The following is a 16,866-nucleotide window of genomic DNA, read 5'->3' as shown; positions in this document are numbered from 1 at the left end:
GCTCAGGAATCCAACTGGCGGGACAGGATGGTGGAAAATTCGTCGGCGAATGCTTCGTAGTTGCCGACGATGCGGTCCGCATCCGCACTGAACTTGTTGTAAAAGATCACCGCCGGGATGGCTGCCATAAGGCCCAGGCCTGTGGCCAGCAACGCTTCTGCGATACCGGGGGCCACGACCACCAAGGAGGTGTTCTGCGATTCCGCGATCTGAATGAAGGCGTGCATGATGCCGAAGACCGTGCCGAACAAGCCAATGAATGGCGATGTCGACCCTACGGTCGCCAGAACGGGCAGACCTTTTTGCAGGGCGTCGGCCTCTTTGGTGATGGCAACATCCATGGAGCGGTCGATGCGTGATTGCGCGTTGGCGATCAGCCCGCCATCTTCGCGGTGCGAGCGTCGCCATTCGATCATACCGGCCGCAAAGACACGCTCGGACCGGCCCTTCGGCTCTGGCCCGAGTTGGTCGAACAGCTCATCCAATGGCTCACCTGACCAGAACAAACGGTCAAAAGCCTGCGCCTCGCGGCGCGCCTTGCGATATGTCACGAATTTTTCGATTATGATCGCCCACGACCAAATCGAGGCCGCGATCAGCATCAGCATGACGATCTTGACCGTCAGTGTCGCGCGCGCGAACAACCCCCAAAACGAGAAATCGATCCCTTGCGCAAGGGTGGCAACGTCTGCTTCCATGAACCTGCTCTTTCCAGTGCTCGGCCTTCTATCGAGGCCGTATTAATGCTTCTGTTAGCTGATGTGCAGCGCAAAGGCCAATGTTTCAGCGCCCAAGTGTCGTTTCGCGCCAAGATGCGCGGATCATTGCCGCCTTGAGGTCTGGCGGGGCAAATCAGCGCCCCATATGCGGGCATTTTGCACTTCGTGTGCGGCACCTACATCAAGGAAACTGTTCGCCAAGTCGTATGTGTGCGACTTCCCAAGGAAAGCCTCAGCGGTCTTCCTCACCGACTATTGCGATACTCTTGTGCGGTTCACGACGCCAAATGGCGGCTTGTCGCTTCGAGCCTTGCGGCAGCCCTCAATGCAGATGGCCAAACCGCCGTAATTGGCACGCGGCGGTCGACCTTGCAGCGGATCATGCCCGTGTCGCGACCCGAGACCCTAGATTGGTCGCCCGGTCAGTGGACCTGCCGCCGCAGCCGCGCGGGAAGCCGGACGGGATGCCCGTCCAAAGTTGCACAAACGGCTGTAACTTCGGCACGAAAGAGCACTTCCTCGCCGCGCAGCACTTCTTGAGACATGATCAGCCGTACACCTGTCATGGATTTGGTGACGGTCCGAACCTCCAGCACATCGTCGTATTTCGCCGGGGCCAGATAATCTGCCTCGATTCGCCGCACGACAAAAACGATGCCCTCTTCGCGCATGGCGTTCTGGTCGAGACCCTGATCTTTGACCCAGTCAGAGCGCGCCCGCTCGATGAACTTCAGATAATTGGCGTGGTAAACGATGCCCGCCATGTCGGTGTCCTCGTAGTAGACCCGAACATTAAAGATATGCATGACCTTACCCTTTTTTAGTGATGCACCCTCTGTCTGGCGATCAGCGCGGTCGGGGTCCAGCCCCATCCCTGGCGGCGCTTGTCTGAAGCGCGGCTATGGCATGTCGGTACCGTTTCGTTTCCAATGGAAAACAGTCGATCGGATCACGGGGCGAGCGTAACAGGACAATGTGACGGCGCTTTCAGCCCTTCAGATCAGGCGCAGGCAACGCGGACGGTTCAGATCGACATTTTCGTGCGACATCACAGGCCTGTTCTTGTGTCGGCAGGCCCGTTTGGGCAAACCTCAACCGATCATCAATCGAGAAACGCCACATGACCTTTGACCTCTCCGCCCTCAAGCAAACCTTGGCAAGCAAGCCGCCGCGCAGGGTGGAAGCGGCCATTGGGAAGGCCAACACTGCGCATGAATGCGCGCCTCGTTTGATCCGGATCGCTCTAGATACAATCGATATCTACAATCCTTATATTGAACTGCATCAGGGGCCGACGTGAGCGCTCTTGTCATAGGGGCCGGACCAGCGGGGTTGATGGCGGCCGACGCGCTGCTGCGAGCCGGCGTGCCAACGACGCTGGTAGATGCAAAGCCATCCTTTGCGCGCAAATTCCTGATGGCAGGTAAATCCGGGCTGAACCTGACGAAAATGGAGCCGCTCGCACAATTCGTCCAAGCCTACCCGACCGGCGCGTCGCAACTGCGCCCCATGCTGGAAGCCTTTGGGCCGGAAGATGTGCGCGCCTGGGCCGAAGGGCTGGACCAAACCTGTTTCACCGGTTCTACGGGCCGCCTTTTTCCGACGGCTATGAAGGCCTCGCCGCTCTTGCGCGCCTGGCTGTCGCGGCTCGACGGCATGGGCCTGGAACGTCACACCCGTTGGCGCTGGCTAGGCTGGGATGCAGGCGCATTTCGTTTTGACACGCCAGATGGCACGCGCCACATGACTCCAGATGTGACCGTTTTCGCATTGGGCGGCGCAAGCTGGGCGCGGCTTGGGTCAGATGGCAAGTGGGCGGATCAGTTCGATGCACGCGGTCTGCGAACCACGCCGTTTCAACCCTCGAATGCCGGGCTTTTGGTGGATTGGTCCGAGCATATGCGCACCCATTTTGGGGTGCCGCTTAAGAATGTGACCTTCCACGCGGGGAACCTCACGAACCGAGGCGAAGCGGTGATTTCAGTTCGGGGGCTGGAAGGCGGCGGGATCTACCCGCTTGGCCCTGCGTTGCGCGAAGGGGCCGCCTTGACCGTGGACCTTCTTCCCGATGTCACCCGCAATGCGCTGCGTGAACGGCTTGCCAAGCCGCGCGGCAAACAGAGCCAGTCGAACGCCTTGCGCAAGTCACTGAAACTACCGCCCGCGGCGCAAGCCCTGCTGATGGAAATGGGGCGCCCGCTTCCCTCCGATGTCGATGCTCTGGCCGGCTTGGTAAAGGCTCTGCCCGTCCGCCATGCGGGACTGCGCCCAATGGATGAAGCCATTTCAACCGCAGGGGGCGTGCCGTTCGAGTCGTTGGATGACGGCCTGATGATGCGCGAAAGTCCCGGCCTTTTCTGCGCAGGTGAGATGCTGGATTGGGACGCGCCGACGGGCGGCTATCTGCTGACTGCGTGCCTGGCAACCGGCCTCTGGGCCGGACAGAACGCGGCGCGGTATCACGCCTCACTGCCCCGGCCCCTGTAACCCCAAAAAAACGATGAGCGGTACGTCAAGCCGCGCCGCCCACCCTGATTTCTTTTAAACGGCGACCTTGCGGCTTTCCTCAAGGTAGATCTCGCGCAGACGGGCGGCACGTGGTCCAGGTACGCCTCCGCCCAAGCTGACGCCGTCGATTTCTACAACCGGCATCACAAAGGTCGATGCCGATGTGATGAAGGCTTCGTCCGCCTGCTGCGCCTCTTCAATGGTGAAGTTGCGCTCTTCGACCTCCATTTGCGCCTCTTTGGCAAAGCGCAGAACGGAGGCGCGGGTGATGCCGTGCAGGATGTCGTTGGACAGCGCGCGGGTCACGATCTTGTTGCCCTTGATGAAATAGGCGTTGTTCGACGTGCCCTCGGTGACAAAGCCGTCCTCGACCATCCACGCGTCGTCGGCACCGGCTTTCTTTGCCATCATCTTGCCCATCGAAGGGTAGAGAAGCTGCACGGTTTTGATGTCGCGACGGCCCCAGCGGACGTCTTCTATGGAGATGACCTTGATCCCCTTCTTCGCGACCGGGTTGTCCGCCAGGCCGGGCTTGTTCTGAGTGAACAGCACCAGCGTCGGCTTCACCAGCTCCGGGTCCGGAAAGACAAAATCACGATCATCAGGCGCGCCGCGCGTGACTTGCAAATAGACCATGCCTTCATCGATCTCGTTGATCTTCACCAGTTCGCGGTGGATTTCCAACAGCTCATCCATTGTACACGGGGACGGCATGTCCAGCTCGTCGAGCGACCGCTGCAAACGTTTGGCGTGGCCTTCAAAATCAATCAGCTTACCACCCAATACGCTGGTCACCTCGTAAACGCCGTCGGCCATCAGAAACGCGCGGTCAAAGATCGACACCTTGGCTTCGGTTTCGGGCAGGTAGTCTCCGTTAACATAGACGGTGCGGGTCATGATCGTTCCTCCGGCATCAAGGTGAGAGCGCTGCCACAGGCAACGGGATGTCTTGCCCGACGGGATGCGACCATCCGGGCGCATGGTCAAGACCTCCGTCAAACGCAGGTCCAGAATTTTGCGTCCTTGCCAATCCTTCGGGCGCTCAGCTGCTGGGCGCAGGACCGCCAGAGCGTGCCGTGTCCGCTTGAACGCCTGTCCGCTGCATTCTACTAAGGCGCGAATTTGCCCCCATCGAAAGCGGTCCCATGTCCGATGTTTTGTTCACACACATCCGCGACGCTCTGAATGCAGGGCAATCGGCAGACACCATTCGTCAGAACTTGAAGGAGGCGGGTTGGACCGCGTCAGAGATAGACACCGCATTGGCGGCATGGATGCCGACAGAAAACGGCGCGGTCCCTCGCCCCATCCGCCCCCGGACCGCGCGGGATGCTTTCTTTTACGCCCTGATGTTTGTGGTGTTTGGCATGGTGGCAGGCAACGTGCTGAGCCTGCTTTACGGCCAGATCAACCTATGGCTGCCGGAAATCGGAGAAGGTGTGACCTCTGGCGGCCTGTCCGGCCTGCGCTGGTCAATGGCCGCCCTGATCGTTTTCACCCCGGCCTTCTTTTTTCTGGATCAGTCGGACCGTCGTGACATCCACCAAAATGACGCGCGGCGACACAGCGCCGTGCGGCGCTGGCTGTCCGCTCTGGCACTTTTGATTGCTGTGTGCATCCTGTTGGGGGACGCCCTGTTTCTGATCTTCACTTGGCTCAACGGTCAGATGACCCTGCGGTTCTTGGTGAAGTCGCTTGTGGTCGCTGGCCTGTCCCTCGTGGTGCTGGCGTATTTCGATGAAGGGCGCGATCTTCCGGTCAAGGCTCTTCGCCTACCTGCCGCGCCGATCCTTATTGCCCTTGCGCTTTTGTCGTTGGGGCTAAGCCTTTGGACTGTCGGCGGCCCGAAACAGGGGCAAATGGAGGCGCGGGACACACTGCGCCTGCGCGACCTCAATCGGCTTGAGACGGATCTGCTCCGCTGCGATGCAATGCGCGCCCCGCTACCAGCGACATTCGATCCGCTGGACTGCGCAAGCGCCCCGGATGATCTCACCGCCTTTGCCGCTCAGATCACTTATGATCGTCAGACGGACACAACGTACCGGATTTGCATCGCCGTCGAAGCACCGGATCGGATGCGGCCCGGAGTTGGACTGGACGGCGACCGCGTTTGCCGCACGCGAACTGTGTCCGACTGAACAGGTGCGCGCGACAGACCGCCGGACCAAAGGGGGCGATCTGACACCACCGATGGCGGTAGCGTCAGCCCCATAAGCCCGGTTGCGGCGGATGCACGCCGTGTTCGTCATAGACCAGCGGCACGTCGCGGTCCTCGGCCAGCAAAAGCGGCCCGTCGAGGTCCACCACCTCCGCACCCTGCGCAACCAGCGTCGCGGGCGCCATCGCCAAGGACGACCCCACCATACAGCCAACCATGACACCGTATCCCGCGGCGCGTGCCGCATCCCGTAAGGCCAAGGCTTCGGTCAGGCCTCCGGTCTTGTCCAGCTTGATGTTAACCACATCGTACTTGCCCTTGAGCGCAGACAAGGACCCGCGATCGTGGCAGGATTCATCTGCACAAAGCGGCACTGGCCGATCCATCCCGATCAACGCCTCATCCGCACCGGCGGGCAAGGGTTGTTCCACCAAAGCCACGCCAAGGCGCAGCAGATGAGGGCAGAGGTCAGCATAGACCTGCGCGGTCCACCCCTCGTTCGCATCAACAATGATCCGCGCGTCAGGCGCGCCGCGACGCACTGCTTCGAGCCGTGGCATATCATCAGGCGTGCCCAGCTTGATCTTCAGCAATGGGCGATGCGCGTGTTTGCGAGCCGATGTTTCCATTTTCTCCGGCGTGTCGAGCGAAAGTGTGTAAGCGGTCACTTCCGGCCCCGGCGCCTCCAGCCCGGCCAGGTCCCATGCCGGGCGAGCCGCTGTCTTGGCCTCCAGATCCCATAGCGCACAGTCCACCGCATTGCGCGCTGCACCGGCGGGCAATGCGTCCTGCAGCTCGGCCCGAGTGATCCCTTCGGGCAGGCCTTCAATTTCAGCCGTGACACTTTCCAGCGTCTCGTCATAGCGGGCGTAGGGCACACATTCACCGCGCCCTGTCACACCGTCGCGCGTGATGGCGACAGTCAGGACATGCGCCTCTGTCCGGGAACCGCGTGAAATGGTAAAGGCTTCTGCCAGCCGGAACACGTCGCGTGTCACCGTGATCATGTGCGGACCTCCTGTGTTGTCTCGGGTCTAAATCCAATCTCATGCGCGTCGTACAGGAAACCGCTGTGGCAAGCACACACAGATGGGACGGTGGGCGGGGCGCCTTCGCGTCAGCGAACAGCGCCGCACCCGTCGATCAAAAGGCCTCCAGCGCCTCGGCCAGCCGGTCCGCGCCGTGGCGGAACGGATCAACGCAGGGCAAGCCGAAGCGTGCTTCGATCTCGGCGCAATAGCTCTTGGCTTCCTCATCCCCCATATGCTGCGTATTAATCGATACGCCCGCAACCCGGCACTCGGAGTTTGCTACCCTTGCGAGCGCCAGTCCAACATCACGCACCTCTTCGAGCGAGGGCAGTTTGTAGCCCGGAAGGCCCCGCATGTGGGTGCGCGTCGGCTCGTGACACAGGATCAGCGCATCAGGCTGACCACCGTGGATCAGCGCCAGCGTCACACCGGAATAGGATACGTGGAACAGGCTGCCCTGCCCTTCGATCACGTCCCAATGGTCATCATCATTCGGCGGCGTCAGAAATTCGATCGACCCTGCCATAAAGTCGGCAACCACCGCGTCCAGTGGCACGCCGTCGCCGGTGATCAGAATGCCGGTCTGGCCCGTGGGACGGAAGGTGCTCTTCATCCCGCGCGCCTGCATTGCCTTGTCCAGCGCCAGCGCGGTGTACATTTTGCCAACCGAACAATCGGTGCCGATCGCCAGAACGCGCTTGCCCGACCGCTTTGTCCCGTCCGCGATGGGGTAGTCCACTGCGGGCACACGCACGTCATGCAAGGTACGTCCGCAGGCTTCGGCCACGGCAACCAGATCAGGCTCATCGCCCAACAGGTTGTGTAGACCGGAGGCAAGGTCAAACCCTTCCTCCAACGCTTGAATCAACACTTTTTTCCAAGCTTTCGAAATCACCCCGCCGCGATTGGCCACGCCGATCACAAGCGTCTTGGCGCCAGCGGCCTTTGCCTCCGCCAGCGTCATGTCGGGCAGTTTCATGTCGGCCTTGCAGCCGTCCATCCGGAACTGACCCACGGAATTTTCCGGCCGCCAGTCGCGTATTCCCTGCGCGACCTTCGCGGCAAGAGGATCGGGCGCGTCGCCCAAGAAGAGGAGATAGGGGGTCTGAATCATGTCGGCCTCCAAAGCGTGTTTTGGCGACATACTGACCTTTTCGTGCCGGGATTTGATCCGCATTCCGCGTAATTTCACTGTGCTTGAGCAAGATTCTGCAACAATGGAGAGGTTTTGGCGAAGATTTATGCACATCCCCTGCGGTTTTCGCGGGTCAGGCAGGTTGCTGCATACATCAGCACACGTATTTCGCTTGCGCAGCATTCCGCAATTTAATAACCCAGAACGTAGACAAAACGCAACTTCATTGCCGATAGGATTCATCCATGTCGTTCCGCCTCCAGCCGCCCTCCCCCGCTGTACCAAACCGTTGCCAGCTGTTTGGCCCCGCGTCCCGCACGTCCCTTTTCGAGAAAATGGCCGGATCGGCTGCAGATGTGATCAACATCGACCTCGAAGATTCGGTGGCACCCTCAGACAAGGACAGCGCCCGGGTCAACGCCATCCAGGCGATCAACGATGTGGACTGGGGCAAGAAATGCCTGTCCGTGCGGATCAACGGATTGGACACCCCTTGGTGGTATCGCGACCTGATCGACATTCTGGAGCAGGCCGGTGATCGCATCGACCGCATCATGATCCCAAAGGTTGGCTGCGCGGCGGATATCTATGCCGTCGACGCTGTGGTCACGGCGGTCGAGCGCGCCAAGGGGCGCACAAAGCCGATCCGCTTTGAGGTCATCATCGAATCCGCCGCCGGTATCGCTCATGTGGAAGAGATCGCCGCCGCCTCTCCGCGTATGGAAGCGATGAGCCTCGGGGCAGCCGACTTTGCCGCATCCATGGGGATGGCCACCACAGGTATCGGGGGTACGCAGGAAAACTACTACATGCTGCGCGACGGCGCCAAGCACTGGTCCGATCCCTGGCACTGGGCGCAAGCCGCAATCGTGGCTGCCTGCCGCACACATGGCGTGTTGCCGGTGGACGGGCCGTTTGGCGATTTCTCAGACGATGAGGGCTTCCGCGCGCAGGCGCTGCGCTCTGCCACGCTCGGCATGGTCGGCAAATGGGCCATCCACCCCAAGCAGATCGCACTGGCCAACGAAGTCTTCACCCCCACGGATGAGGCCGTCGCAGACGCGCGCGCAATCCTCGACGCGATGGAAGCCGCCAAGGCACGCGGCGAAGGTGCCACCACTTACAAGGGCAAGCTGATCGACATCGCGTCGATGAAGCAGGCAGAGGTGATCGTGAAACAGGCCGATCTGATCGCGGGCAATTGAGCCAACCGCAGATCTGCGTGAACACAGGATGAATTCTGCGAACGGGGCGTCAATCGGCGCTCCGTTTACATTTTGGAAAGGTGAGTCCCGACCGGTTCGGGTGGAAAAACCGGTCGGTTATTAACCTTCATGAAGGCGGCTCACCCGCGCATATCCTTGGGGCTGCCCATCACCACGTATGTGGTCAGCCGATCCACCTGCGGCAGCGCGCCGAGGATCTCCGTATGGAAATGCTTGTAGGCGGAGAGGTCGGCGACCTCGACACGTAGCAGGTATTCCACGGAACCGGTGATGTTGTGACATTCAACCACCTGCGTCGCGGCCGTCATCGCTTGTTCAAAGGCCAACTGAGCGGTCTTGGTGTGCTGATTCAGACCCACCGAAAGATAGGCGATAAAACCTGTGCCCAGTTTGTCGCTGGACAGCACGGCGCGGTAGCCTTGGATCACGCCAGCCCCTTCCAGTCCCTGGACACGCCGCAGGCAAGCAGAGGGCGACAGGCCCACCCGTTCCGCCAGAGCCAGGTTGGACAGACGCCCGTCCTGCTGAAGGGCGCGCAATATTTTGCGGTCTATTTCATCAAGACTGATCATAAATTGCATATTTACATCGGCCGCGCGGCATAACGCAATTTCAAACCAGTAAGGACGCGCGATAAAGGCGGACCAGTACCTTGATGGAGCCCGTCATGCCCCTTGACCTGATCACCGGCCTCATGGGGTTTGCTGCGGCGACGCTGTTTACGCCGGGGCCGAACAATCTGATGCTGGTGGCGTCCGGCGCGAATTTCGGGTTGCGGCGCAGCATGCCGCATCTGTCAGGGGTAGCTCTGGGCTTTCCGGTGATGATCGTGCCGGTTGGCCTTGGCGTCATGCGCGCGTTCGAGGCGTGGCCACCGCTTTACACAGTGCTGAAAGCCGCGGCTTTGGTGTACATGATCTACCTCGCGTGGAAGATCGCAACAGCGGGTGAGATCCGCGCCCGCGACGCAGAAGCCAAGCCGCTGACCTTTGCACAGGCGGCTGCATTCCAATGGGTGAACCCAAAGGGCTGGTCCATGGCATTGGGCGCGATCACGCTTTACGCCCCGAGCCGCGATCTGTCCGGTGTACTACTGATCTCCGCTGTATTCCTGACCGTTGGCACAGTGTCAGCGCTGACATGGACCAGCTTCGGGACCGGCATCCGACGTTGGCTGGCGAACCCGGTGCGGCTGAAATGGTTCAACTGGACGATGGCCGCCCTGCTGCTTACGGCGATGGCGCCGGTCTTGTTGGGTCTGTGACACCGGCGGAGGTTGGCACAGCGAATATCTTGCTTTGTTGCAACTGGCCGCGCTGCACGCCATATAGCTGCGCAACACTTGCACCCTAGACGCGCGGAGACATTCGATGACCCATTACCTCGATTTCGAGAAGCCACTGGCGGAGATCGAAGGCAAAGCCGAGGAACTCCGGGCCATGGCCCGGCAGAACACCGGTATGGATATCGAAGCCGAAGCCAAGGCGCTGGATCGCAAGGCCGATACCCTGTTGACCGATTTGTATGCCAAGCTGACGCCGTGGCGGAAATGTCAGGTCGCGCGCCACCCCGAACGGCCCCATTGCCGCGACTACATCGACACGCTGTTCACGGAATACATGCCGCTGGCAGGCGACCGCAACTTTGCCGATGACCATGCGATCATGGGTGGCACGGCGCGGTTCAACGACATGCCGGTGATGGTGATCGGGCATGAGAAGGGTTTCGACACCACCTCGCGGATCGAGCACAACTTCGGCATGGCGCGGCCGGAAGGCTATCGCAAGGCCGTGCGCCTGCTGGATATGGCCGACCGGTTCGGCCTGCCGGTGGTGACACTGATCGACACGCCCGGCGCCTACCCCGGCAAAGGTGCGGAAGAGCGCGGCCAGTCCGAGGCGATTGCCCGTTCGACCGAGAAATGCCTGCAAATCGGCGTGCCCCTGGTGTCCGTCGTGATTGGCGAAGGCGGATCGGGTGGGGCTGTGGCCTTTGCCACCGCGAACCGCGTCGCGATGCTGGAACATTCGGTGTATTCGGTGATTTCCCCCGAAGGCTGTGCGTCGATCCTGTGGAAAGACGGGGCGCGGATGCGCGACGCGGCAGAGGCGCTGCGCCTGACGGCGCAGGATCTGCACACGCTGGGCGTTTGTGACCGGATCATCAAGGAGCCACGCGGCGGGGCGCATCGTAACGCACAAACCGCGATGGACAGCGTTGGTCAGGCGATCAGCGCAATGCTCGCTGAACTCGATGGCCTGAGCGCCCGTGAGATCGTTGAGGCACGTCGGTCGAAGTACCTTGATATGGGGTCGCGCGGGCTGGCGGCCTGAGACGCTCGCGACCGCTTACTCCATTTTGAAAGCGCAGGCGTCAGGTCCTGTCTGCGATCATGCGCAGTCCCTGTGTCACGTCCGTGCGCACCGCAAGGCGCAGCCCGGGCTCATCCCCGGCCTTGAGCGCGGCGATGATCAGGCGATGATATTGCGGCGGCTCTGAGCGGCGCAGACGCCCGTACAGCGCGCGCATGGTCGGCCCAAGTTGAAGCCAGACCGTTTCACACATGGCCAGCATGGCAGGCGCCTGAGCGCGCAGATACAGCGTGCGGTGGAATTCAAGATTGGTGCGAATGTAGCCCACAGCATCCCGGTTGGAGACCACGTCGGCGATATTGCTGTTGATTGTCTGAAGGCGCTCAATAAGGGCCATGTGCGCCCGCGGCAATGCGCGGGAGGCCAGCTCGACCTCGATCAGCGAGCGCAGCGCTGCCAATTCCTCAATCCGTTCGTTGGACAGCTCCGGCGTGGCGACGCGACCAGAGGCGGACATGGACAGCGCGCCCTCTGCCACCAAGCGGTGCACCGCCTCACGCGCCGGGGTCATGGAGCATTCGAATTCCTTGCCAATGCCGCGCAGAGTAAAAGAATGTCCCGGCGGGATCTGGCCGTGCATGATACGCGTGCGCAGGCCGCGATAAACGCGGTCATGGGCGGAGGTGGTCGGTTCGGGGCGCGAGATCACTTGCATCCCGTCAAGTGATCACAAACGGCGGTAGGGTCAATACGCGAATGGATCGGGCCGCCACTGGGCTGCGGGAATAAATAATTTTCAAAAAGTTTACACCCGCCGAAACTCCACCCGCATTGCGGTCGTGGGTTACGACATAGCTCATCCAAACCGGACGAGCCGCCAACAGGAGTTCACTTATGATCCGTACCGTTTACACCTCTGTCGCCGCCCTTGCTCTTACCGCTGGTGCATCCTTTGCTGCGGGCCACGCTGGCACAATGGGCTACGCCCTGACGGATGGCGGCAGCACGCTGGTCGTCATGGCCGACATCGCTGCGCCGGGCGAAGCAGAGACCTACGCGCTTGAGTCAAACCTCGACGCCATCGCATTCCGCCCGGTGACCGGCGACCTGCTGGGGCTGGCGGACGGCATGATCTACACCATCAACCCGATGTCTGGCGAGATGACCGATCTGGGCGCAACCTTCATGGGTGACGCGACGATTGGCGCCGATGCCATGGTCGCATTCGATTTCAACAACGCCATCGACGCTGTGCGCGCCGTTTCCTCGACCGGTGACAACCTTGTCTACTTCCCCGACGGCTTTGGCGATGGTGACGAAAAAGCGGGTTCCGTGCGTCGCATGACCGATCTGGCCTATGCAGAAGGCGACGCCAATGCCGATGCGACACCGATGGTCTTTGCCAACGCCTACACCAACGCCATTGCGGGCAAGACCGCGGAAAGCACGTTCCAATACGGGCTCGACGCGGGCACCGACTCGCTCGTGAGCGTGGCCAACAACGCCGGCACTCTGGAAACCATCGGCAAGGTGATGGTGGACGGTGCAGAGGTCGATCTGTCCGGCATGGGCGGCTTTGACATACTGTCCCCCGAAGAAGGCAGCGACATGGCCTATGCAGTGCTGCAGATGGAAGGCGCTGACAGCGCAGGCCTTTACAGCATCAACCTCGAAAGCGCCGAAGCGACCCTCCTGTCCGATCTGGGAATGGGTGGCATCAACGGCTTTGCTGTCTCCGGCGGCATGTAAACTCTTGTAGCACCCAAAGGCACAGCGCCGTCAGAGCGCTTTGCCACACCAGGGCGAGGGGGGTCTTCGGGCTCCCCTCTCTTTATGCGTCGAACCGGTAGCGGTGCAGCTCATTGCCGTGATCCTTCAGCCATTTGCGCGCGGACCGCCAATCGCCATAGAGATGCTCGACCTCCGCCCAGAACTGCGCGGAATGGTTCATATGGCGCAGATGTGCCACCTCATGCGCGGCGACATAGTCCAATACGTCCGCATGGCCGAGGATCAGCCGCCAAGAGTACATCAGCCCACCATCCGAGGTACACGACCCCCAACGCGACCGTGTATCCCGCAGCGTCAGTCGCGAGTAAGGGCGACCCAAACGGGCACTGTAACGGTCTGACGCCTCAGCCAATCGGTCACGGGCCAAGGTCTTCAACCAGCCTTGAACACGCGCTGCAACGCGGTCCGGATCGCCTGGAACATGCAAAACACCGTCAACTCGGCGGATGGAGCGCCCCTGCCCCGCAACAATCTGGTGCAGCGCCCCTTCGATTGGAATACGGCTCCCAAGCGCCACGCTCACCGGCGCCCCTTGCCGGGAGAGGTGCCCGCGCAGCCAGTTTTCCTTCGATTCAAGAAAGGCCCTCCCTTCTCGCTCCGGCACGGATTTTGGCAGCGTCAAAGTCACGCGCCCGTCAAGTTGGGAGATGCGCAGCGATAATCGCCGCGCGCGGGCGGACCGGCGCAGGGTGACGCATATATCGGGGTTGCCAGCCAGCCGGATCTGTCCCATATCAGCCATTCTCCCCCAAAGCCTTTGACTCTATACCGGTCTTATGGCAGGGGGCTTTGATTGTCGACGGGGCCGCGCATGGTCCCATTACTCCAAAAGGGGATATCCATGCCGAAGGAAGAATGGGGCACGAAGCGCGTTTGCCCGACCACCGGCAAGCGCTTTTATGACCTGAACCGGACTCCGGTCATCAGCCCGTACACGGGCGAGACCGTGACCGTTGAAACCGGCAAGCGGTCCTTGATCGCGGCCGATGCCGAAGACCAAGCCAACAAGTCGAAGGAGAAGGAGACCAAAGACTCCGATCTTCTCGATGATGATGATGTGGATGTGGATCTGGATGACGACGACGATGTGCTCGAAGATGAGGATGACGACAACGTCTCCCTCGACGAGATCGCCGACGTCGCCAGCGAGGACGACGACTCCTGATCCCGCGTGACCCGGTATTATCTGGAGGGGCCTTTCGGGGCCCCTTTTGCCGTTCATGGCTTAGCGTTCGGTGTGGGCATGAAGCTTCCAGGAGGGCGCAGAAAAAACTGTAGCAAGCGGCGTATTTTCCTCTTGATCCCCAAGGCGCCAACCCTTAATCACCCCGCACGGTGACACCGTCATCGCCCATGGCACGCGCCTTAGAGCCCATACGGGTTTGAGGTCAAGATGCCAGAAGATGGGGCCTTAGCTCAGCTGGGAGAGCGCTTGCATGGCATGCAAGAGGTCAGGGGTTCGATCCCCCTAGGCTCCACCATTTTCCTATTGAAAAGCGCCAGATAGCTCTGCCTTTTTGGTCAGAGGATTTGCCTCTGCGGCGCAGACTTGTGCTGGTTTCCTTACGGAAATTCACGCTGCTTTGATCCGCGCCTTTCGGCGCGTCGATCACTGCGCAGCCCTTTCCCTGTCAAACCCCAGGATGGCGCATGAGCGACCGTTTCTTCGTCGTGACGGGTGGCCCCGGTGCGGGTAAGACTAGCCTGATCACCGAGCTTGCCTGACGCGGCTTTCACACGATCCCCGGATCCGGCCGCGCGATCATTCGCGAGGAGATGGCCAGCGGCGGAGACGCCCTCCCCTGGGCGGATCGCATGGCCTATGCCGAAAGATGCTGGAGCGGGACCTGCGCGCCCACAGCGCCGCACAGACGCTCTCAGGCCCCGTGATCTTCGACCGGGGCACTTCTTCTAGACATTCTAGGCTACCTGACCCTCAGCGGCCTCCCCGTGCCGCCCCACGTCGCAGCAGCTGCTAGGGCAGACCGTTACAACGCCCGCGTCTTTCTGGCGCCCCTGCTGGAACGAGACCTTCACACAGGACACCGAACGCACGCAGACCCGCACCGAGGCCGAAGCGACCTGCGCCGTCATGCGGGAGACCTACACCGCGCTCGGATACGAGATCACGGAGCTGCCACGCGCCGACATTGCAACACGCGCCGACTTTGTCTGTGCGCAATTAGCGATCTGACCGTAATCTCCAACTAAAGAGAGAACCTGCTGAGACGGACAAACCGCGCAGCTCCCTCCGGTCTCCTACTACCTGAAGCTGACGGCCCGGCGCGGACATTGGGCAGATGAGTCCGACCTGCGCTGTGTTTTGAAAAAAGCGGACGTTGCGGACGAGACCTGACTAGCAAACACAACCATCTTCTATCGAGGGCAAAAAGCGCTTATCTAGGTTAGATGGCATATCTCTACCTCGACGATAGCAAACATCATCTCGCTGGATTTTCCCTAGCTGCCTTTGTCATCTGCGAGACTGATCCGACAGACCATGTTGAAGCTATTTTTCGAGGGTTTGGGCTCGATCCGAGTGATTTTGAGTATAAGTCGTCGGCCAAGATGGCGGACGACAGTCGCCTTCGCGATCTACGAAATACCCTGAGAAAGTACATTGCTCGACACTGCCGGATTGCCGTCTGTGTCGTCGATGGTGATAAACGGCTCGGACCCGCTGCTCTCAAGCTACTCTGCTCCACTCTCTCCCACCCCAGCCTTGAGGGAAGGGATCACAAAGTCTTCTTCGATGAGGGGCTATTCCGATCACCTAAATCGGCAGCCGAACTAGCTTCGAAAGATGGAAGGCTTGCCCGTTGCCAGTTTCATTTTGAGCAGGACTCAAGCAAAAATTTGGGCATCCAACTTGCGGACCTCGTATCCCATACATGTAGCACTATGCTGCTGGATACATTGGGACATATTACGAAGAAAGTCGTGCTAAGCATGCCTGGGGACAGCATCTACGACGGCTTAGAGGTGGAGCTTGGCTTCGAAATGTGGGCGGGGATCCGATACACCTTCTTAGCTATGCCTAAGCAGAACCCCACAGATAACTTCGATCTAGCGACTGTCGATGTGTTCCCGTGGGGTCTATTCATCGACGAGAGCACGAGCGACGAGGTCGCCACTTCTGCTATGGAGAGGTTCGGAGAGAACTACGTCGGATGTATTCACTAACGGCCCAATACGGACTTTCATAGAGTCGTCCGTCGCTACAATGCGGCAAGACCAGAGCGGTCATTCACCAAATTCCCTATTCATTATCTGAACGCCGCAGCCTGATCCTCAGCGGCGGCGCGGGTAATGACTGTGCCGGAAAAGATGGACATCTTCGATAGACCGCTCGACAGTATCAGGTCGCCACATAGGAAGTACTGATGCGTCCGCTGGTGCGGCACTTTGAGGTCATTTTGGTTGGCGTCAGGCGGCGCACCTTGGCTGCGAAGCCACCGCAATCTCCCCATGTTGTAGACCATGTTCGCCATCGTGATCGCGGGCTTGCCACGCGCAAGCCCAATGGTCCTGATGACCAGCCCCATGCGATTCTTTTGGTGGCGGAAGAAATGCTTGACCTTCGAGCGGACGACTGGCTTGCAACCGTTGGCCCGAGATGTCGGTTTCGACATCAGGTGGCCCCGGGGCTTTCTGCGGTGAGTCATGCAAACTGCACAGCGAAAATGTTTCCGGACGTTTCTGCCTGTCAAATCTGAACATCCGAGAGGGGGTAGGCCATCCCCACTTTCGGGATGATTGTGTCTGTCGGAATACTCTATTTCGAGTCAGTATGAAGCGATCGATTACAGTATCGGATACCCTTGAGTGGCCATGAAAAGTCAATTGTTCCTCCACTGGGCTTTGTTGCACAAATCGAAGTCTGGCCGAACTTCCCCCTTCCCCGGACGGAGTTACCCCACGGGCTCTGTGACAGGCATGCCAAGAGCGGTGTAGCGGTTAAGCACAGCGACACGCACCTGGAT

The 16,866-nt window shown here is 60.3% G+C and carries 19 protein-coding genes and 1 tRNA gene; 11 read left to right on the top strand and 9 right to left on the bottom strand.

The genetic code is table 11. From position 1 onward, the window contains the following. Window positions 1-2: 2 nt before the first annotated feature. A complete protein-coding gene (tolQ, locus tag J4E08_RS07800) occupies window positions 3-698 on the bottom strand; it encodes a protein TolQ (RefSeq protein ID WP_183963974.1) in 696 nt (231 codons plus the stop codon). Window positions 699-1,141: 443 nt separating this feature from the next. Next, window positions 1,142-1,525: a tol-pal system-associated acyl-CoA thioesterase gene (gene ybgC, locus J4E08_RS07795; protein ID WP_183963976.1), complete on the bottom strand. Its 384-nt coding sequence runs from the start codon at window positions 1,523-1,525 to the stop codon at window positions 1,142-1,144. Window positions 1,526-1,839: 314 nt separating this feature from the next. Between ybgC and J4E08_RS07790 the strand changes: the two genes are divergently transcribed. Next, on the top strand, window positions 1,840-2,019 hold the full coding sequence (locus tag J4E08_RS07790; RefSeq protein WP_349537993.1) for a hypothetical protein: 180 nt from the start codon (window positions 1,840-1,842) through the stop codon (window positions 2,017-2,019). Continuing rightward, window positions 2,016-3,206, top strand: coding sequence for a TIGR03862 family flavoprotein (locus J4E08_RS07785; protein WP_349537992.1), 1,191 nt, complete (start codon window positions 2,016-2,018; stop codon window positions 3,204-3,206). The genes J4E08_RS07790 and J4E08_RS07785 overlap by 4 nt, the downstream gene beginning before the upstream one ends. A 54-nt stretch (window positions 3,207-3,260) precedes the next feature. On the opposite strand, the gene J4E08_RS07780 is transcribed toward J4E08_RS07785, so the two are convergent. Next, a complete protein-coding gene (locus tag J4E08_RS07780) occupies window positions 3,261-4,124 on the bottom strand; it encodes a D-amino-acid transaminase (RefSeq protein WP_349537991.1) in 864 nt (287 codons plus the stop codon). Between the two features lie 248 nt (window positions 4,125-4,372). On the opposite strand from J4E08_RS07780, the gene J4E08_RS07775 reads away from it, so the two are divergent. After that, on the top strand, window positions 4,373-5,368 hold the full coding sequence (locus J4E08_RS07775; protein ID WP_349537990.1) for a DUF5671 domain-containing protein: 996 nt from the start codon (window positions 4,373-4,375) through the stop codon (window positions 5,366-5,368). A 64-nt stretch (window positions 5,369-5,432) separates the two neighbouring features. Here J4E08_RS07775 and dgcA read toward each other — a convergent pair whose 3' ends face one another. Together dgcA and dgcN are read right to left on the bottom strand one after the other, a co-directional pair. Then, window positions 5,433-6,395, bottom strand: a complete 963-nt coding sequence (gene dgcA / locus J4E08_RS07770) for an N-acetyl-D-Glu racemase DgcA (protein WP_349537989.1) — start codon at window positions 6,393-6,395, stop codon at window positions 5,433-5,435. A 136-nt stretch (window positions 6,396-6,531) separates the two neighbouring features. Further along, window positions 6,532-7,533, bottom strand: a complete 1,002-nt coding sequence (gene dgcN, locus J4E08_RS07765) for an N-acetyltransferase DgcN (protein WP_349538474.1) — start codon at window positions 7,531-7,533, stop codon at window positions 6,532-6,534. 266 nt (window positions 7,534-7,799) lie between these two features. Here dgcN and J4E08_RS07760 point away from each other — a divergent pair, with 266 nt between their 5' ends. Then, window positions 7,800-8,759, top strand: a complete 960-nt coding sequence (locus tag J4E08_RS07760) for an L-malyl-CoA/beta-methylmalyl-CoA lyase (RefSeq protein ID WP_349537988.1) — start codon at window positions 7,800-7,802, stop codon at window positions 8,757-8,759. Between the two features lie 140 nt (window positions 8,760-8,899). On the opposite strand, the gene J4E08_RS07755 is transcribed toward J4E08_RS07760, so the two are convergent. Beyond that, window positions 8,900-9,352, bottom strand: coding sequence for an Lrp/AsnC family transcriptional regulator (locus J4E08_RS07755; protein WP_349538473.1), 453 nt, complete (start codon window positions 9,350-9,352; stop codon window positions 8,900-8,902). A gap of 95 nt (window positions 9,353-9,447) precedes the next feature. Here J4E08_RS07755 and J4E08_RS07750 point away from each other — a divergent pair, with 95 nt between their 5' ends. Then, window positions 9,448-10,044, top strand: a complete 597-nt coding sequence (locus J4E08_RS07750) for a LysE family translocator (RefSeq protein ID WP_349537987.1) — start codon at window positions 9,448-9,450, stop codon at window positions 10,042-10,044. A gap of 106 nt (window positions 10,045-10,150) precedes the next feature. After that, a complete protein-coding gene (locus J4E08_RS07745; protein WP_183963992.1) occupies window positions 10,151-11,113 on the top strand; it encodes an acetyl-CoA carboxylase carboxyltransferase subunit alpha in 963 nt (320 codons plus the stop codon). Between the two features lie 40 nt (window positions 11,114-11,153). Here the strand turns inward: J4E08_RS07745 and J4E08_RS07740 are convergent, their stop codons facing one another. Next, window positions 11,154-11,807: a GntR family transcriptional regulator gene (locus J4E08_RS07740; RefSeq protein ID WP_183963994.1), complete on the bottom strand. Its 654-nt coding sequence runs from the start codon at window positions 11,805-11,807 to the stop codon at window positions 11,154-11,156. A 179-nt stretch (window positions 11,808-11,986) separates the two neighbouring features. On the opposite strand from J4E08_RS07740, the gene J4E08_RS07735 reads away from it, so the two are divergent. Further along, on the top strand, window positions 11,987-12,841 hold the full coding sequence (locus J4E08_RS07735; protein WP_349537986.1) for a DUF4394 domain-containing protein: 855 nt from the start codon (window positions 11,987-11,989) through the stop codon (window positions 12,839-12,841). 82 nt (window positions 12,842-12,923) lie between these two features. Here the strand turns inward: J4E08_RS07735 and J4E08_RS07730 are convergent, their stop codons facing one another. Continuing rightward, on the bottom strand, window positions 12,924-13,616 hold the full coding sequence (locus J4E08_RS07730) for a M48 family metallopeptidase (RefSeq protein ID WP_183964111.1): 693 nt from the start codon (window positions 13,614-13,616) through the stop codon (window positions 12,924-12,926). A 108-nt stretch (window positions 13,617-13,724) separates the two neighbouring features. Between J4E08_RS07730 and J4E08_RS07725 the strand changes: the two genes are divergently transcribed. From J4E08_RS07725 to J4E08_RS07710, 4 genes are all read left to right on the top strand, one after another. Continuing rightward, complete coding sequence (locus J4E08_RS07725) at window positions 13,725-14,048, top strand: TIGR02300 family protein (RefSeq protein ID WP_183963999.1); 324 nt, start codon at window positions 13,725-13,727, stop codon at window positions 14,046-14,048. 240 nt (window positions 14,049-14,288) lie between these two features. Then, window positions 14,289-14,364 (top strand) — tRNA-Ala (locus tag J4E08_RS07720). A gap of 491 nt (window positions 14,365-14,855) precedes the next feature. Next, entirely contained in the window at window positions 14,856-15,077 is a 222-nt protein-coding gene (locus J4E08_RS07715; protein WP_349538472.1) for an AAA family ATPase, read from the top strand. Window positions 15,078-15,292: 215 nt separating this feature from the next. Then, window positions 15,293-16,066, top strand: a complete 774-nt coding sequence (locus J4E08_RS07710) for a DUF3800 domain-containing protein (RefSeq protein ID WP_349537985.1) — start codon at window positions 15,293-15,295, stop codon at window positions 16,064-16,066. Between the two features lie 83 nt (window positions 16,067-16,149). Here the strand turns inward: J4E08_RS07710 and J4E08_RS07705 are convergent, their stop codons facing one another. Beyond that, window positions 16,150-16,515 carry a hypothetical protein gene (locus tag J4E08_RS07705; RefSeq protein WP_349537984.1) on the bottom strand — a complete coding sequence of 122 codons (366 nt, stop codon included), beginning with the start codon at window positions 16,513-16,515 and terminating at the stop codon, window positions 16,150-16,152. Window positions 16,516-16,866: the final 351 nt, after the last annotated feature.

The organism is Sagittula sp. NFXS13 (assembly GCF_040148795.1).
GTDB classification, from domain to species: Bacteria; Pseudomonadota; Alphaproteobacteria; order Rhodobacterales; family Rhodobacteraceae; genus Sagittula; species Sagittula marina.
Note: the sequence above shows the minus strand (reverse complement) of the source record. Positions and strands in the feature narration are given on the sequence as shown.

Bases quoted from the DNA above. Each gene is read 5' to 3' on its own strand.
- tolQ (WP_183963974.1), bottom strand. From the start codon at position 698: ATGGAAGCAGACGTTGCCACCCTTGCGCAAGGGATCGATTTCTCGTTT.
- ybgC (WP_183963976.1), bottom strand. From the start codon at position 1,525: ATGCATATCTTTAATGTTCGGGTCTACTACGAGGACACCGACATGGCG.
- J4E08_RS07790 (WP_349537993.1), top strand. From the start codon at position 1,840: ATGACCTTTGACCTCTCCGCCCTCAAGCAAACCTTGGCAAGCAAGCCG.
- J4E08_RS07780 (WP_349537991.1), bottom strand. From the start codon at position 4,124: ATGACCCGCACCGTCTATGTTAACGGAGACTACCTGCCCGAAACCGAA.
- J4E08_RS07775 (WP_349537990.1), top strand. From the start codon at position 4,373: ATGTCCGATGTTTTGTTCACACACATCCGCGACGCTCTGAATGCAGGG.
- dgcA (WP_349537989.1), bottom strand. From the start codon at position 6,395: ATGATCACGGTGACACGCGACGTGTTCCGGCTGGCAGAAGCCTTTACC.
- dgcN (WP_349538474.1), bottom strand. From the start codon at position 7,533: ATGATTCAGACCCCCTATCTCCTCTTCTTGGGCGACGCGCCCGATCCT.
- J4E08_RS07760 (WP_349537988.1), top strand. From the start codon at position 7,800: ATGTCGTTCCGCCTCCAGCCGCCCTCCCCCGCTGTACCAAACCGTTGC.
- J4E08_RS07755 (WP_349538473.1), bottom strand. From the start codon at position 9,352: ATGATCAGTCTTGATGAAATAGACCGCAAAATATTGCGCGCCCTTCAG.
- J4E08_RS07750 (WP_349537987.1), top strand. From the start codon at position 9,448: ATGCCCCTTGACCTGATCACCGGCCTCATGGGGTTTGCTGCGGCGACG.
- J4E08_RS07745 (WP_183963992.1), top strand. From the start codon at position 10,151: ATGACCCATTACCTCGATTTCGAGAAGCCACTGGCGGAGATCGAAGGC.
- J4E08_RS07740 (WP_183963994.1), bottom strand. From the start codon at position 11,807: ATGCAAGTGATCTCGCGCCCCGAACCGACCACCTCCGCCCATGACCGC.
- J4E08_RS07735 (WP_349537986.1), top strand. From the start codon at position 11,987: ATGATCCGTACCGTTTACACCTCTGTCGCCGCCCTTGCTCTTACCGCT.
- J4E08_RS07730 (WP_183964111.1), bottom strand. From the start codon at position 13,616: ATGGGACAGATCCGGCTGGCTGGCAACCCCGATATATGCGTCACCCTG.
- J4E08_RS07725 (WP_183963999.1), top strand. From the start codon at position 13,725: ATGCCGAAGGAAGAATGGGGCACGAAGCGCGTTTGCCCGACCACCGGC.
- J4E08_RS07710 (WP_349537985.1), top strand. From the start codon at position 15,293: ATGGCATATCTCTACCTCGACGATAGCAAACATCATCTCGCTGGATTT.
- J4E08_RS07705 (WP_349537984.1), bottom strand. From the start codon at position 16,515: ATGTCGAAACCGACATCTCGGGCCAACGGTTGCAAGCCAGTCGTCCGC.